The 15,743-nt window shown below is 65.2% G+C and carries 14 protein-coding genes; 1 reads left to right on the top strand and 13 read right to left on the bottom strand.

Translation table 11 applies throughout. From position 1 onward, the window contains the following. Positions 1-4 precede the first annotated feature (4 nt). On the top strand, positions 5-580 hold the full coding sequence (locus tag A5680_RS07400; RefSeq protein WP_067817752.1) for a rhodanese-like domain-containing protein: 576 nt from the start codon (positions 5-7) through the stop codon (positions 578-580). 7 nt (positions 581-587) lie between these two features. On the opposite strand, the gene A5680_RS07395 is transcribed toward A5680_RS07400, so the two are convergent. The 13 genes from A5680_RS07395 to A5680_RS07335 form a co-directional block, all read right to left on the bottom strand. Further along, entirely contained in the window at positions 588-2,852 is a 2,265-nt protein-coding gene (locus tag A5680_RS07395; RefSeq protein ID WP_082970294.1) for a bifunctional diguanylate cyclase/phosphodiesterase, read from the bottom strand. Between the two features lie 194 nt (positions 2,853-3,046). Next, entirely contained in the window at positions 3,047-4,768 is a 1,722-nt protein-coding gene (locus A5680_RS25080; RefSeq protein WP_082970293.1) for a molybdopterin-dependent oxidoreductase, read from the bottom strand. A gap of 22 nt (positions 4,769-4,790) precedes the next feature. After that, positions 4,791-5,285, bottom strand: coding sequence for a CAP domain-containing protein (locus A5680_RS07385; protein WP_067817848.1), 495 nt, complete (start codon positions 5,283-5,285; stop codon positions 4,791-4,793). Positions 5,286-5,296: 11 nt separating this feature from the next. Beyond that, on the bottom strand, positions 5,297-5,926 hold the full coding sequence (locus tag A5680_RS07380; protein WP_231977579.1) for a hypothetical protein: 630 nt from the start codon (positions 5,924-5,926) through the stop codon (positions 5,297-5,299). Beyond that, positions 5,923-6,579 (bottom strand): Mce protein, encoded by a 657-nt coding sequence (locus tag A5680_RS07375; protein ID WP_067817746.1) that lies wholly within the window; start codon positions 6,577-6,579, stop codon positions 5,923-5,925. Before A5680_RS07375 ends, A5680_RS07380 begins: the two co-directional genes overlap by 4 nt. A gap of 14 nt (positions 6,580-6,593) precedes the next feature. Next, the gene (locus tag A5680_RS07370; RefSeq protein ID WP_067817743.1) at positions 6,594-8,072 is read right to left on the bottom strand and encodes an MCE family protein; all 1,479 of its coding nucleotides are present in this window, start codon (positions 8,070-8,072) and stop codon (positions 6,594-6,596) included. After that, positions 8,073-9,197: a virulence factor Mce family protein gene (locus tag A5680_RS07365; protein ID WP_067817740.1), complete on the bottom strand. Its 1,125-nt coding sequence runs from the start codon at positions 9,195-9,197 to the stop codon at positions 8,073-8,075. After that, the gene (locus A5680_RS07360) at positions 9,194-10,540 is read right to left on the bottom strand and encodes an MCE family protein (RefSeq protein WP_067817737.1); all 1,347 of its coding nucleotides are present in this window, start codon (positions 10,538-10,540) and stop codon (positions 9,194-9,196) included. Before A5680_RS07360 ends, A5680_RS07365 begins: the two co-directional genes overlap by 4 nt. Then, positions 10,537-11,703, bottom strand: a complete 1,167-nt coding sequence (locus A5680_RS07355; protein WP_067817734.1) for an MCE family protein — start codon at positions 11,701-11,703, stop codon at positions 10,537-10,539. Before A5680_RS07355 ends, A5680_RS07360 begins: the two co-directional genes overlap by 4 nt. Beyond that, positions 11,700-12,728 (bottom strand): MCE family protein, encoded by a 1,029-nt coding sequence (locus A5680_RS07350; protein WP_067817730.1) that lies wholly within the window; start codon positions 12,726-12,728, stop codon positions 11,700-11,702. Before A5680_RS07350 ends, A5680_RS07355 begins: the two co-directional genes overlap by 4 nt. Further along, complete coding sequence (locus tag A5680_RS07345; RefSeq protein ID WP_082970292.1) at positions 12,725-13,993, bottom strand: MCE family protein; 1,269 nt, start codon at positions 13,991-13,993, stop codon at positions 12,725-12,727. The genes A5680_RS07350 and A5680_RS07345 overlap by 4 nt, the downstream gene beginning before the upstream one ends. Before the next feature lie 4 nt (positions 13,994-13,997). Continuing rightward, the gene (locus A5680_RS07340; RefSeq protein WP_067817724.1) at positions 13,998-14,846 is read right to left on the bottom strand and encodes an ABC transporter permease; all 849 of its coding nucleotides are present in this window, start codon (positions 14,844-14,846) and stop codon (positions 13,998-14,000) included. After that, positions 14,843-15,610, bottom strand: coding sequence for an ABC transporter permease (locus tag A5680_RS07335; RefSeq protein ID WP_055400734.1), 768 nt, complete (start codon positions 15,608-15,610; stop codon positions 14,843-14,845). Before A5680_RS07335 ends, A5680_RS07340 begins: the two co-directional genes overlap by 4 nt. Between the last annotated feature and the right edge of the window lie 133 nt (positions 15,611-15,743).

Genomic DNA, 15,743 nt, shown 5'->3' with positions numbered 1-15,743 from the left:
AACCATGAACGCACCGACTACCGACGCGATCAGCTCGATCGAGCTGCGGAAGCTGATCGAGTCGCCCAAATCACCACGCGTCGTTGATGTTCGGACCCCGGCGGAATTCGAGACCGCACACATCGCGGGGTCCCTCAATGTGCCGCTCGACGTGCTCGAGCGGCACGGCGCCGAGGTCGCCCAGCGCCTGCGCGACGACGACGTCGTGTTGGTGTGCCGTTCGGGGCAACGCTCGACGAAGGCTCAAGCGCTGTTGCGCAACGCGGGGCTCGACAGCGGGCGGGTGCTCGAAAACGGCATCACCGACTGGGAGGGCAAGGGTTTCGAGGTAGACCAGGGCGCGCAACGATGGGAGCTGGAGCGTCAGGTCCGGCTCGTCGCCGGGTCAGTGGTGCTGTCGTCCATTATCGGCAGCGTCGCGGTCCCACGGCTCAAATGGGTGGCGGCCGCCATCGGGGGTGGCTTGACATACGCCGCTCTGAGCAACACCTGCGCCATGGCCACGGCGCTGTCCAAACTGCCTTACAACCGCGGGGCGGCCTCCGACGTGACCACGGTGCTGTCGCAGCTCGACCGGTGACCCGGGTCTAAAGACGATGACTGTCCGGTCGAAGCGCACCGATGTCGGTCAGGTCGCCGGCCCGACCGAACAGATGGCCCTGCGCCAGGCCGCACCCGGCCGCGCACACCGTCTCGGCCTGCTCGGAGGTTTCGATTCCTTCGGCAATGACGGTCAGGCCGAGGGCTTCACAGAGGCCGATCACTGAGCGATACAGCGTCAGGTTCCGTCCGGGCTCGACACCCGTAGCCAGCCCGCGGTCGAGTTTCACCATCTGCACCGGCAACGAGTGCAAGTACGTCAACGAGTTGTAGCCCCCGCCGAAATCGTCCAAGGCCACTCTGATCCCCAGGTCGTTCAAGCGTCTGATGGCCACCGCCGCATCGGCGAGGTCCACGATGGGGACCGTCTCCGTGATCTCCAGGACGACTCGTCGCGGCTCCAGCCCATACCGGGAAAGCGTGCGGCTGATGACCCGTTCAAAGTCCACGCTGCCCAACCGTGCCGCGCCGATGTTGATGTGAATGTCCAAGTCGAGGCCGGACGATTGGATTTGCTTGCAGGCCCGGTCGAGTACCACGGCATCGAATTCTGCCCCCATGCCATGGGCCTCGGCCAAAGAGACGAAGGTCTGGGGAGCAATCTGTATGCCGCTGGGTGTGGTCCAGCGGGCAAGCGCCTCGACCGCCACCGGCGTTCCCTCCGGGAGCTTGACGATGGGCTGAAATTTCAGCCGAAACCCTTCGGGGACACCGCCTTTGGCCTGCCGGAGCGCCGTCGGAAAATCTTCGGACACGCTGAACGCCGGCCGGTACACCACCGCGGTGTCCTTGCCCAACCGCTTGCCGGTGTACATCGAGGTGTCGGCCTGCCTGAGCAGATCGTCGGAGGTCGGAGGCAGGCCGTCACCGCCGGGACTGACCAGGCCCATGCTGGCGCGCACCCGCACCGACGTGCCGTGCACCGAGAACGGGCTGCGAAGCGCTACCCGCAGCTGGTCGGCGACGAGTTCGGGCGCCTGCATGACACCCGTGATGAGGATGGCGAACTCGTCACCGCCGATACGAGCCAGCGTGTCGTCGGCACGGAGGCAACTCCGCAGCCGCGCGCTGATCGCGCAAAGGAGTTCGTCGCCGGCGGCGTGTCCGAATCGGTCGTTGACCTCTTTGAAATCGTCGATGTCGACGAAGATCAGCACGAACGGCCCGTCGCGGATCGCGTCGTCGAGCCGTTGCGCCAACAACAATCGATTGGGCAAGTCGGTCAACGGGTCGTGGTAAGCCTGATAGGCGAGGCGGCGTTTGGTGTCGATGAGCTGTTCGGTGAGCATCCGCTGCACGCGCATCGCCACCAGGTACCGGGTCGCGACGAGCAGGGCCATCGCGACGTAAGTGCCGATGAAGACGGGGTCGACCCGTTGTCCGATGAGCTGGTGGAAGCTGATGAGCGCCGTGCTGCCCATGAAACCCACGTAGGGCAGGGTGAGCTGCGCCCAGTTCGTCGGCTGTTCTTCGTCGTGCGCGGGACGCGCCCGCGGCGGGAAATCCAGCACGCTCAACGCGATGAACAGCGGAGCGATGACGAAGCCGGTGCCGACCCACAAGTCGAGCTGGGCCACGGCGACGCTACGCAGGTAGGCCAGCAGCCGATCCGATGACGTCAGGGTGATCACCGCGGCGGCGAGCAGCATGTAATTCACGCGGTAAGGCAGATACGGCGGATACCACATCGCCACCAAAACGGCGCTCACGACCACGACGAGTTCGACTGCCGCGATGCCGGCAACGACCGCGGTGTTGGTCGACCGCGGCAGCGCGGCGCCGTGCATGGCCCCCAACCGGGCGACGTAGACCAGGTGGAAGAACGCCAGCGCCGCCAACATTCCATCGAGGCCCGCGGTGATGAGGCTCTGCCGGCCAAGCAGCCACGTTCGCGCCTGCCCGCGAACGGCGGACCCCACCAGCACCAGCATCGCGACGGCGAACAGCAGCCCGGCAACGAAATAGCCGGCGATCGCCGACGGCGGCGCGGTCGCGCCGCTACCAGCTGTACGGACCCGCTGCGACAGGGCCTCAGCGGTGAGGAAAACGGCGATGGCCACCAGCAGGATCACCCGCCACCACCGCGCCGGCCCGGTCACCCGCCGAACGACGAGCAACCCCGCGAGCAGCGCCACCACGCACAACGTCGCTTCGAGAACGAACTGCACCCGCAGCGCCGGTTGCAGTCCCCACAGCCCGAGCGCGTTGAATGCCGCCGCGGCAAGGACGAGGGCAGACAGCCCGAAACACATGCGGGGGCTCAAAAAACGCAACGCGCCCCCAATCCCCCGATATGACCTGTCGATCTTGACAGAACAGGGCAAGGCCGCGGGCCGTTATCGCTTACGCCGGCAAACGCCCGGGGTGGCCGATCACCGACGGTGCGGGACGATCAGGTTGGGTTGAGCGCGTGGCCGTGAACGCCACCGGCGCCGACCTGCGCGTCTCACTGCACCTCGACGGCGACGGCCTGGATCGCGTTGCCGCCATAGCCGAACCGATTCCATTCGGGTCGCTCGGGTTGCGTGTTGCCCGCCTCGTCGGTCGCCCGGGCCCGCAGTGTCGTCGACCCGCGAAGTTCGCAGTGCGTGAACAACTCCCACCACTGCCAGCTGTGTCGGCGGCGCTCCCCGACGAGTCGGGCGGCCTGCCACGGACCGTCGCCGATGCGCACGTCCACCCGGTCGATGGGTGCCGCGCCCGACCAGGCCACGCCGCGAACGACGATATCCCCTGCGGTTACCGGGGCACCGTCGGCAGGCTGGACGATCAACGCGCGGACGCGTTGCAGGCGGATGGGTTCCCGGATGATGCCGCCGTCGCGTTCCCACTCGTAGTGATATCGCTGCGTTTGGAAGAAGGCCTCGAAAGCGTGGTCGATGACATCGATCTCGGTCAGCCACTTGACTGAAGCGACCGAATACCAGCCGGGCACGATCAACCGGACGGGACGACCATGCTGCAACGGCAGCGGTTCACCGTTCATCGCATAGGCGACGAGCGCGCCGGAGTCGCGGGCGTCCCGCACCGACAAGGCGCGCTCGAACCGCACCGGCGCCGTCGCGCCGTCCACCGGACCCGAGTCGGCACCGCGGAACACGACATCGTGGGCGCCCGCGGACAGTCCCGCCCTGTTCAGGACATCAACCAGCGGGACGCCGGTCCATTCGGCGGTGCTCACCGCCCCGGATTGCCATTGCTCACCGTCGACCGGCGGATCGAAGTCGGCGCGACCGTTGCCGGCGCATTCCAGCGTCGCGAGCAGTGATTGTCTCGGCAAGTTGTGGAGATCGTGCAGGGAAAGGCACAGGGGCCGCTCAACCAACCCGGTGACCGTCAACTGATACAGCTGCGGATCCAGCACCGGCGTCGGGAAGTGGTTGCGAACGTAGAAGTGGGCGGTGGGCATCACAACACCCCCGACCAGCGCGGGGAGCGACGTCTCGCAATTGAGCGGATCCTCGCGGTGCACGACCAATCCGGGCTCGGCGCCATGGCTTACGATCGGTAACCCGGCGGCGGCCCACGCGCACATGCCGCCCGCCAGGTTCACCGCATCGAAGCCAGAGCGACGCAACAACGCCGTCACGGCTGCGGACCGTCCCCCCGAGCGGCATACCACGACGATGCGGCGGTCGCGAGGCAGTTCATCTTCTCGAGTGCGCACGCGCGCGACCGGCAGGAGCATCGCGGCCGGCGCGTGCTCGGTACACCATTCCTCCGGCTCCCGCACGTCGAGCAGCAGCGCGCCCGCGTCGACCAACGCTTTGGCCGCCCGGGGGCCGACCTGCGGTGTGTCCGAGACGATCTCATCGCCAATCGCGATCGGGAACCCGGCGGCTTGCCAGGCTTCGAAGCCACCGACCAGGGTCGCGACGTCGTCGAATCCCGAAGCCCGGAGCACGCCCGCGGCCACCATCGAGCGCGGGCCGCTGGCGCAGTAGACCACCACCGGGGCCGTCGGATCCATGGCGGGAAGCGAACCCGTCAGGTTCGGCAACGGAATCTCTCGCGCGCCGGGGATGATGCCCCGCATCGTCTCGTCGGCGCCGCGGACATCCAACAGTTGCAATTGCGGGTCCAGGCCGCGCAATTCGGCGAGCTGGCCGATGGTCAGGCGTGGCGAGGCCGCCTCGACGAGCTCCGTGCCCTGTGGCTTGATCATCATCGGGAACCTTCTTCCAGAGCTGTCACCGAATGCGCGGAGCCGGCTGCCCGTACATGGCCACGACGACCGTCCGGTCCATGCTGTTCTCCGACCACACCCCCATCGAGCTGTTGGCGCAGTCGCGGATGATCGCCATGTCGTCGGGGTTGTAGTACCACTGGTTGACCAACTCCAGGCTGCTGATGGCGATGGCCGGGTTGATCGCGATCGTCTCGGATGCCTTGCCGCGGAACCCGGCGGCGTTGGCCCGATCCTGGGGCGTCGATCCGTCGGAACCGATGTCGTCGTTGATGTTTCGGTTGTTCATCATGTCGTCGGCGTGCCATTGGGCGGCCAGCGTGAGCGCGTTGTCGCGGATCACATCGTTGGTGCAGCCGGCCTGGTGCTGCAACGTGTAGACGGCGGAGACGACGGCGCTGTTGAGCCGCTTGTTGTCGGCATGCGCGCTTGCCGGCGCCAGCAGCGCCGGCGCAGCGAGAAGCACCGCCGCGGGTAGCGCGCGTACCCATCCGATCATGACCACTCCGCTCACACCGGGTCGAAATGCGAAACCAGCCATCGGCCATCGACCTTCTCCAACACCACCCGGATAACCGGCTGGGTGTCGGTGGGAGCGCCCTCCCCGATCGTGACGGTCTGATTGACATACAGCAAGACCACGGCGTGGTTAGCCGTGACGGAAACGGGCGCGGCGGCACTGACCTTGGCGACCGCGCTGATGTGCTTTTCCTTGGCCCCCGGTATGACCACCTGGCGGGTGAGCTCCGTGTAGGCGTCCTTGAAGTCTCCGGTCAGTCGCTCGCGTGCGGCGGCCAGATCCTTCTCCACCGAATCCGCCTTGTACGAAAGCAGGGCGACGGCATCTTCGCTCGCGGCCCGCACCGATTCCGCTCGCACTCGCGCGAGGTCGTCGGACGAGGCCACCACCCACTTGAAGTAGCCCGCGCCGAGCGCCAGCAGCAACGCCAAGGCGGGCAGCACCGCGTACGCGACAACGCGGGACCACGCGATCGGTGGCCTTGCCCGCGTGGTGCCGGGCTCGTCGTCAGAGCCCCCCTCGATGTCGACGGCATCCGAGTCCTCGGGCATCGCCGAGTCGTCGACGTCGGCGTCGACCAGTTCCTCGTCGTGCATTTGGGTTTCACTCAACGTCGTCATGGCACGAACACCACGTTCGAAACCTTGGCGTCGTCACCGACCGACCGGACCTCGATCCGCATTCGCCACTCCCGGGGCGCCTCCTCGCCAGCGGCGGTCCGCGACCTCACCGCGACCGCGACCAGGATCTGGGCCGCGTCGCCATGCTGCGACTCCAGGCCGGCATCGGTCACGGTGCCTTCTGATTTCGATTGCGCCGCCTTGACGACCTCGACGAACGGCTTGGACCGCTGCTCGAAGTCCTCACGGAAGGCGCCGGTGGCCAGATCGATGATGCGCTGCACGTCGGCATCGACCTCCGTGTAGTTGATGGTAGTGAGGTTCACCGCACCCTGACGCGCCACCTGCACGAACAGATCGCGCTGTGCTTGTGCCTCGTGCTTCTGGTAGGCCCGGAAGCCAAGCCAACCGGTCAATCCCGCCAGCACCGTCACGACGAGCGCGCCGGCCACCAACGCCCGCCCGGAGTGCGATAGCCGCGGGATTATCCGCCGCCGTATGCGCGCGAGCCGGTTCTTCGCCTCCGCTAGGTCCTCAGCGGTGTCGTCAGCCTCGCTGGCCTGGTCGGCGACATCGCCGTCGTCGGCTACCGTCGATTCGCCGAATTCCTCAGCGAGATCGGCGTTTTCGTGGCTCTCGGCATCTTCAGCCATCTTGCTCCTTTTGCTTAGGCCGGCGGCACTAGAAGTGACTGCCAGTTCTTGGCACGCGGGTGCGCCAGGTCGAATTCTGTGTAGCGGTGCCCGTCCGGGCCTATGTAGTCGCCGTTGGCCGGGTCATACGTGGCGACCGCGAGCGGCGGCGGCGCGGGCGCCGGCGGCGCGGTGCCCCGCGGCGGTGGAAGCCGCGGGTCTTGTCCCGGTGGATACATCGGTACGCCCTGCCCGCTGTAGGTGGCGTTCGGGTCGCCCTTCCAGTTGTAGCCGTCGTTGAGAGGCACGTATTCTTCGTCGCTATCGCACAATTCGACCGTGGGCGCGCGTTTCCACGGCTTGCTCTCACAAGGGATGTTGCGGACCCCACGGACGTTGAACTCCGAATCCTGCGGCACGCGGCAGAAGAGATCCGCGGCGGGCCGGTCGGGCGCGTCCACGTTGGCCGGCGACCGGCGCTGGGTCGGCGGCAGATAGCCCGTCGTGCACGGCGGTGGCAGGTTGATGTTGAGGTTGAAGTCCAGCTGTGCGCCCCGGTACTCCTGTTTGGTGTTCGAGCTGGGCACGACGATTGCCGCCATCGCCGCGATGCCCTGCGGGAACAGCACCAGAAGTTGTTCGATGTCATGCCGGTACACGACGGCGATGTCGCCCAGGCTGACCAGGTTCGCGAACAGTACTGGCAGCGCGGGCGACAGCCGATCGAGCAGCGCGCGACTTTCCTCCACCCCGTTGGTCCCCTGCGTCAACAGGTCCCGGAAGGCGGCGTCCTGCGCCTTGAACTGGGCGGTGATCGCCGCGGTTCGACTTGCCCACCGGGCGATTGAATCCGACGTTTGGATCTGAGAGTCGAGAACCGGAGGCGTCTGGTCGATCAACGCGGCAAGCGGCCCGACGGTCTGCCCGCCGGCAATCGCCAAAGCGGCGGAGCCGTCGACGATCCGGGACAGCTCAGGCCCGAGGCCACCGACCGCGCGATCCGTCTCGTCAACCACCGTGCGGAGATTGTCGCGCGGAATCGCCTGCAGCGCACGGTTGGTCACATCGAGCAGGTGTCCGATGTCGACGGGCACGTCGACTCGGCCGGCGGGAATGACATCGCCCGCACGCAGCTCCCTGCCGTGATCACCGTCCTTACCGGGCTGGGGGGTGAGCTCGATGTATTGCTCGCCGACGGCCGAGCGGCTGTGCACCGACGCCTGGACGTCGGCAGGCACCTTGACGCCGGACCTGATCGCGAGCACCGCGCGAACCCCGGTCGCGGTCACATCGACCGACTTGACCTGACCGACATCGGTGCCGCGGTAGGTGACCACGGAGGTCTGGTAGAGCCCGCCCGACTCGGGCAGGTCGACGGTCACAATGTACTCCCCGATCCCGAAAAGCGTTTCGGGCAGCTTCATGTAATTGAAAGCCATTGCGCCACAGGACAGGATCGTCACGAGCGACAGGATCGCCAGCTGTATCCAGGTTCGACGATTCAGACGCAGCATTCAGTACCCCCCGAAGTGATATGGATAGGTCAGGGGGTTGCCCGCGGTGGCCGGGCTGGGCTGCATCCCGATCGTCCGTCCCCACTGCAGCTCGAGCTGGGTAAGGTTGCCCTCCCACCGTGAGCCGGTGAAGAAACCGGTATCGAGGCGGCTCAACGTCAGGTCGACGATCAACGTGAGGTTGGCGTAATCACCGCGGAACCAATTCCTCGCCGTCGACGCCGGCCACGGGTAAGCGACCAAGCCATCCAGCCCTTTGGTCAGGGACGGACCCGCGTCGGCGAGCGACCGCAGCACCGGCGCGATATTGCGCAAGTTGTTGACCAGAGACTCCTTGCTCTGGCGCACGGTGTCGGCCGCGATTGCACTGAACTTGCCGAGCTGGTCGATCGCGTCGGCGATCTTGGTGCGCTCATCCGCCAACACCTTCAGCGCTCTCGGCACGGTCGTCAACGCCTTGTCGACTACTGGGTCCTTCTCCGCGAACTGGCCGACCAGCGAATTCAGATTTTCGGCCGCGGCGATGATGTCGTCGGTCTGGTCATTGGTCCGGGCGATGAACTCGTCCAGTTGGTGCAGCAGGCTGCGCATGTCGTTCTCGCGTCCGGCGAATGCCTTCGCGATCGCCTGCGTGATCTCCTGCAGCTGCCCAATTCCGCCGCCGTTGAGCAGGATCGAGACGGAAGCCAGGGTCTGTTCGGTGGTTGGGTACATGCTCGCGTGCGACAGCGGGATGAGCGAACCGTCTTTCAGCTGGCCGACGGGCGGTTCGTCCTTGGGCGCCGCGAGCTCGATATGCATCGAGCCGAGCAGACTGGTCTGCCCCAGTTTGGCGGTCGCGTTGGCAGGCAGGTGAACGTCGCCGTTGATGCGCATGGTGACAAGCGCGTGCCAATCCTGCAGTTGGATCTTGGTCACGTTGCCGACGTTGACGTCATCGACCCGAACACGGGTGTTCTCCTGAATCGTGACGACATCGGGCATTTGGGCCTGGATCGTGTAGGAACCGGGGCCGTTGCCGGAGGTGCCGGGCAGGGTGAACGAGTTCAGCCCCTTCCAGCCACCACAGCCGGAAAGCGTTGTGGCGCAGACGAGGCACAGCACCGCCATCAGTGCCCGCTTCATGAGACCCCCGCCGGGAGCATCAGGTCCCGCAACACCTGCGTCGAGTTGACCGTGCCGCTCGGCGCGGGCGGTGGCGGTGGCGCTTGCGCGGGTGATGGTTCGGCGGCCGGCGGCGTCGGCGCGTCGGGCGGTGGCGGGGGCGCCTCGGGCGGTGGTGCCGGAGGCGTATACCCGGGCCGGAGCCAGTCCTCGCTGTAGGTGATCTCGCTGGGGCGAGCCTGGGTGCCGACAAACGGGTTGAGTCCCGCCGGAATGTAGTTGTACAGCCGGTTTTTGATGATCGGGTTGATGTACTGCAGGCACAGCTTAGACACCCGGTCGAGCCGGGCGCGGGACGCCGCCTCGATCGAGCTGCAGATCCACTGCGGGATGTCGGCGAAGTTGTTCAGCGCGATGATGCCGGTCATCGCGCTTTGAGCGGGCTGGTAGATGTTCAGGAAGTTTTGGAACACCGTCGGGGCGATGTGCAGGATTTGCTTGATGTCCATGCGGCTGTCGTTCAACGCGGTCGTGACGGATGCCAGCCGATCGAACGTAACGCCCATGGCTTCCCGGTTGTCGGCCAGAAAGTCGCGCAAATCGGTCAGGGCACCGTCGAGACCCTTTACCGCATTGGCGATTTCATTGGGTGTGTTCGTCAGCAGCGTCGTGACGGTGGCCAGATTCTGGTTGAACGAGGCCAGCAGGTCACTGCTGGATGACAGCGCCGAGACCAGCAGCTGCAAATTGCGCACGGTGCTGAAGATGTCGTCGGCGTGATCGCCGAGTGCGGAGATCGCGGCGGACAGCTTGATCACGGTGTCGCGGGCGGCGTCGCCCTGGCCGCGCACGTTGTCGGCGCTGGAGTTGATGAATTCACCAAGGGAATTCACCCCGTCCGGGGAGGTGGGCTGCAACGCGTCGGTCAGTTTCTCCAACTGCTTGCGAAAGTCATCCCATTCGACCGGGACGGCGGTGCGGCCGAGCGGGATCGACGCGCCGGGGCTCAACTTGGGACCGCCCGAATAGGCGGGAACGAGCTGGACGGCCCGCGAAGTCACCAGCGAAGGGGACAGGATCGCCGCGCGGGCGTTGGCGGGGATGGCGTATTGCTTGTCGACCGAAAAGGTCACCTTGGAGCTGGCGGGCTGCGGTTCGATCTTGTCGATCACCCCGACCGTGACCCCGAGGATTCGCACGTCGTCGCCGACGAACAGGCCGTTGGCTTCGGTGAAATACGCGGTGTAGGTGTTCCTTTCGACCCTGTTCCAAAGCTTCCAACCGATCAGGAACGAAGCCGTGGCGAGCGTGCCGATGAGGGTGACGGCGGTGAGTCGTTGCAGAGTGCGGCGGCTTATCTTCACTGTCCCCCCAGTTGGCCATTCGCGGGCTCAGGCGGCGGGCCCGGCGCCGGACCCGGCGAGGGGGGCTGAGACCAGATCGGGTGCGGCGCTTGCTCCGGCGGCACGGGGGGCGTTCCGGTCGGCGGGTCCACCGACTCCGAAGGCAGCTTCTGCTCGGGGTCCAGGAACCGGTTGTACATCCGGGCGTCGATCGTCGGCCCGCTGATCTGACCCGGGATCAGGTTCGCCACGTAGGCCTTGAAAAACGGTCCAGAGCCGAGGCATTCGCCGAACGACATCGCGTAGCGTTTGAACTTGGGCAGGCTCGCCTGAATGTCCTGTTTGCGATTGTCGAGGACCTCGAGCACGCCGTTCAGCTTGTCGAGGGCGGGCTTCAGCTGAGTTCTGTTGTCGTCGACGAGCCCCGAAACCTGATGTGACACCGCGGTGAGATTGTTCATCAGCGCGTCGATGGAATCGCGTTCGTCCAGCAGCGCGGCCAGCAGCGCATTCGAGTCCGCCACCAGAGCGGCGATCTGCTGGCTGCGTCGGCCCAGCACCGTCGAGACCTTGTTCGCGTTCCCCAGTAAGCTGCGCAACTGGGCGTCGCGGTTGTTCAGTGTCTCGGAGAACCGGGCCACGCCTTCCAGCGCGGGCCTGACCTCCGACGGCGTCTGCCTGAAGGTATCCGCCAAAGTGGTTAAGGCAGAGGATAACTGCGCGGTGTCCAGCCCGCTGATTTCGGTGGTCAAATCCCCGAGCGCATCGGGAAGGTCGTAGGGCGAGTGGGTCCGTTCCAGCGGGATGGTGCCCGAGAGCTTCCCTTCCCCACGTGACGTGAGCTCGAGCATCTTGGCGCCCAGTATTGTTTCGGTCTTGATCGCGGCCTCTGTGCGATCCCCCAACGTGATGAAGTTGCGGACGGTGAAGCTGACCCGAACCTTTGTGCCTTCCAACTTGATGCCGGTGACCCTCCCGACACCCATGCCGGAAACCCGCACCGAGTTACCCGTCCGGATGCCGCCGGCCTCCGAGAAGTATGCCGCGTAATCGTTGGTGTTCTTGATGAACGGCAGCTTGTCGTATTTGAAGGCCGCGACGGTCACGCACACCAGGATGAAGACACCCATCGCGCCGAGCTTCCAAGGGCTTGGCCCGCCGGCTTTGGTTTTGGACTTGGTCATTGGGGCGTGCACCGCCCGCTGGGCTGGCCGAATAGCTTGATGAAGATCGGGTTGCCGCCCTTTCCGTTGACTTTCATCAAAACTTCGCAGAAGTAGAAGCCGAAGTAGTCACCGTTGAGGCCTTGCCGGGCCAAAACTTGATAGATATCGGGAAGCTGCTTGAGAAGGTTGTCGACGTAATCACGGTCCGCCAGCACCTGCGCGGACATGCGATCCGTCTCGTGCACGACGTCCTTGATCGGCTGGCGGGCCTGGACAAGCAGGTCAGTGACCGATGCCGCCGCCGCATTGACGTAGGCCAGCCCGGTGGAGATGTCATCTTTGCGCTGCGCCAAGCCGTTCACGAACTGGGACAGCTTGTCCAGACCGTCGGAGAACTCTCGGTCACGGACGGCAAACGTGTGCAACACGGTGTTCAGGTTCGTGATCAGCTGGGTGATGAGCTCGCTGCGCCCGGCCAAAGTCGAAGTCAGCATCGAGGTCTGGGCCAGTACCGAAGCGACGGTTCCGCCTTGACCCTGAAATATGCGAAGCAATTGACCGGACAGAGCGTTGACCTGATCGGGGTCCAACGCCCGAAACAACGGCCGAAAGCCCCCGATCAGCGCATCGATGTCCAGCGCCGGGGACGTCCGTGCCAACGGGATCGTCGCACCCGGCGGCAGCCGGCGCGCGCCAGGCCCCTCTTCCAGGGCCAGGTAACGATCGCCGATCAGGTTCTCGTAGCGCACAGCGACTTTGGTCCCCTCGGTAAGGCGCACGCCTTTGTCCACCGAGAAACCGATGGTGACGGTGCCGTCGCGCTGCAGGTGCAGGTCACCGACCTTGCCGACCTCGACGCCCGCGATGCGCACGAAGTTGCCGGACTTCAGGCCGGAGATGTTCGTGAAGACCGCCTGGTAGCCGGTGCGGTCCTCGAATCGAAACTGGCCGAAGACGGCGACCAGCGTGAACGTGAACACCGCACACACCGCGGTGAACGCCGCGATGCGCACGATGATGGCGGACAACTTTCGTCTTTTCACGGCGGCGGTTGTCCCCCACGGTAGAAGTAGCGCGGCGCTTCCGGCGGGTTCTTCGTGGTCGGGAACCAGTTCGCCCACCACGGATTACCGGTGGCCATGTTGGTACGGATCTCGTTCGGGGCGGCGCCCCAGCCGGTGTCGGTCACCAGCGCACGCACCGGGAAGTTCGCACTCGGGTCCGGCAGCGACCCACAGCTGGGCTTACCCCCCGGGCCGCCCGTGGCATTGGTTTTCGGCAGGTGTTTGGGGTACCGGTACGGATCGTCACCGAACAGCAACCCGGCGTCCAAGATCACCGAATAGCCATTGCCCCCCAACGCGTCTCGACCCCCGTGGTCCACGTACCACTGCGCGCCCTGGAACAAGCAGGTGAACGTCGGCGAGTATTTGTTCAGCAGCGCCGTGGTCGGGTCGAGCAGGTTGATCGACCGGACGATGTTGGATTCGTTCCTGCCGATGACGTTGATGCCGGTCTGGCTCAAACCGACCGCCGACAACAACAGCGTGTCAAGCGACCGTTGGTTTTCGGTCAGGGTGTTGCTCGTCGTCGCCGCCGAGTCCAGGATCGACAAAATATTCTGGGCGGCGTTGGAATAGATCGCCGTCGTCTTGCCGAACAGCCTCCAGTCCTTGTCGATGGTGTCCATGCGGGGATTGACGGTCAGCAACACGTCGTTCGCCCCGCTGATTGCCTGGCCGAGCCGTTCGCCCTTGCCGCGCAACGCTTCCGAGAAGGCGGACAAAATCGCGTTCAGCTTCGCCGGGTCGATCGCATGGACCACCGACTGGAGATTCTCGAAAACGGTGTTGACCTCGACCGTCACGTTGCGGGAGTGCAACACCGCGCCCGGCTTGAGCGGGGTCGCGCTGGGGTGTTCGGGCACGATCAGGTCGACGTATTTCGACCCGAACGCCGTGGTGGATTTGATTTCGGCCTCGAGGTTGCTCGGCAGGTACTTGAACGGACCGGGCTGCATCTTCAGCTGTAGCTCAGCCGCTTTCACGTCGGTCCCGATCGACGCCACCTGGCCGACCTGCACCCCGCGCAGCTTGACCTTGGCGCCCTGCTCCATCACGAGCCCGGCCCGGTCTGACACGAGCGTCAGCGGGATCGACTCCTGGAATTTTCCCGAGAACGCCCCCGCGGTCAACGCGATAATCGCTGCCACAAGGATGAACAGAGTCGGCGCCCACCAGATCGGGTCGATTCTGCTGCGGCGGACCCTGTTGCTTTGCCCCGGTCCACTCTCCCTGTGATTGCTCATGCCGTCATCCCGACAGGTTGAAGTTGCCGGACTGTCCGTAGACGGACAGCGAAATCGCCAGGCAGACAAAGGCCGTGACGATCATCGATGACCGCACCGAACGCCCGACAGCCTCCCCCACCCCGGCGGGACCACCTGTCGCGGTGAAACCGTAATACGTGTGCACCACCATCACGCCCGTCGCCATGGTCAGAGCCGCCAGAAACGACCAGAACAAGTCGGTGGGACGCAAAAACGTGGAGAAGTAATGCTCGTACACCCCGCGCGACTGGCCATAGCTGTAAATCGTCAGGAACTTGGCCGCGATGAACGACATCAGCACCGCGACGGCGTATAGCGGGATGACGACCAGGATCCCGGCGATGATCCGTGTCGATGACAGATACGTGATCGCGCGGATGCCCATCACCTCCAACGCGTCGATCTCCTCGTTGATCCTCATGGCCCCCAGTTGGGCCGTCGCGCCGGCACCGATCGTGGCTGCCAGCGCCAGGCCGGCGGTGCACGGCGCGATCATCCGAACATTCAGGAAGGCCGACAGAAATCCGGTCAGCGCCTCGACCCCGACGTTGGACAGCGTGTCGTAACCCTGGACCGCGACCAGGGCGCCGGTGGTCAGGGTCAGGAAGCCGATGATGCCTACGGTCCCCCCTATCACCGCCAAAGCGCCTGTGCCCATTCCCATCTCGGCGATCAGCCGAAGCAGCTCGTTCGGATAGCGGCGCACCGCATCGGCGATGTTGACCAGGGATTGCCCGTAAAACGCCGTCTGTTCACCGAGCTTGCGGGCGTAATCGGTCACCCGCGGGCCAAGGCTGATGATCCACGACGGTTCCCCCGCTGCGTCGGTCACTTCGCGGTGACCTTCACGCCGAGCGCGGTGAGCACGATGTTGATGAAAAAGAGTGCCATGAAAGAAAAGACCACGGTCTCGTTGACGGCATTACCGACACCGGTGGGACCGCCGCCCACCGACAGGCCCTTGTAGCAAGCGATCAGGCCCGCCGACAACCCGAACAGCGTGGCCTTGATCAGCGACGTCACTACCTGCGGAAGCCCCGTAACAAGGGTCATTCCTGCGACGAAAGCGCCGGGGGTGACGTGCTGAACGAAGACCACGAAAACGTAGCTTCCCGTCAGCCCGGTGACCGCAACCACCGAGTACAGCAGGACCGCGACGAAAGTGGCGGCGATGATGCGCGGAACCACCAGGGCCTGAATCGGATCGACGCCGATCACCTTCATCGCGTCGATTTCCTCCCGGATGGTGCGGGCGCCCAGGTCTGCGCACATCGCGGTCGACCCGGCACCGGAGACGACCATCGCGGTGACGACGGGGCCGACCTGCGTCACCGACGCCAGACCCGCGCCCGCACCGGACAGATCACCGGCGCCGATCTCGACCAACAGGATGTTCAGGACAAACACGATGAGGACCGTGTACGGGATCGACAACATGATCGTCGGAACGATGGACACCCGTGCGACGAACCAGATCTGCTCCAGCAACTCCCGCCACGCCCACGGACCCCGCACCGCGGCGATCAGCGCTCGGGCGCTGAGTAGGAAGAACTCGCCCAGAGCATTCATGGGCTTCGCGATGGTGGAGCCGTTCACAAGGCTCGCTCCGCCCGACCGCCGTTCATATGGCCCAATCCCGTGTTCCATTCTCGTAATGCAATTAATGCGCCGGTAATTAACCGGCGCAAAAGCCGCGGATGTTTTTACACGCCGACTGCGATGTCAGTTT

The organism is Mycobacterium sp. E2989 (genome assembly GCF_001667595.1).
GTDB lineage: Bacteria > Actinomycetota > Actinomycetes > Mycobacteriales > Mycobacteriaceae > Mycobacterium.
The sequence above is the reverse complement of the archived record's forward strand: the minus strand, read 5'-3'. Positions and strand labels throughout refer to the sequence as shown.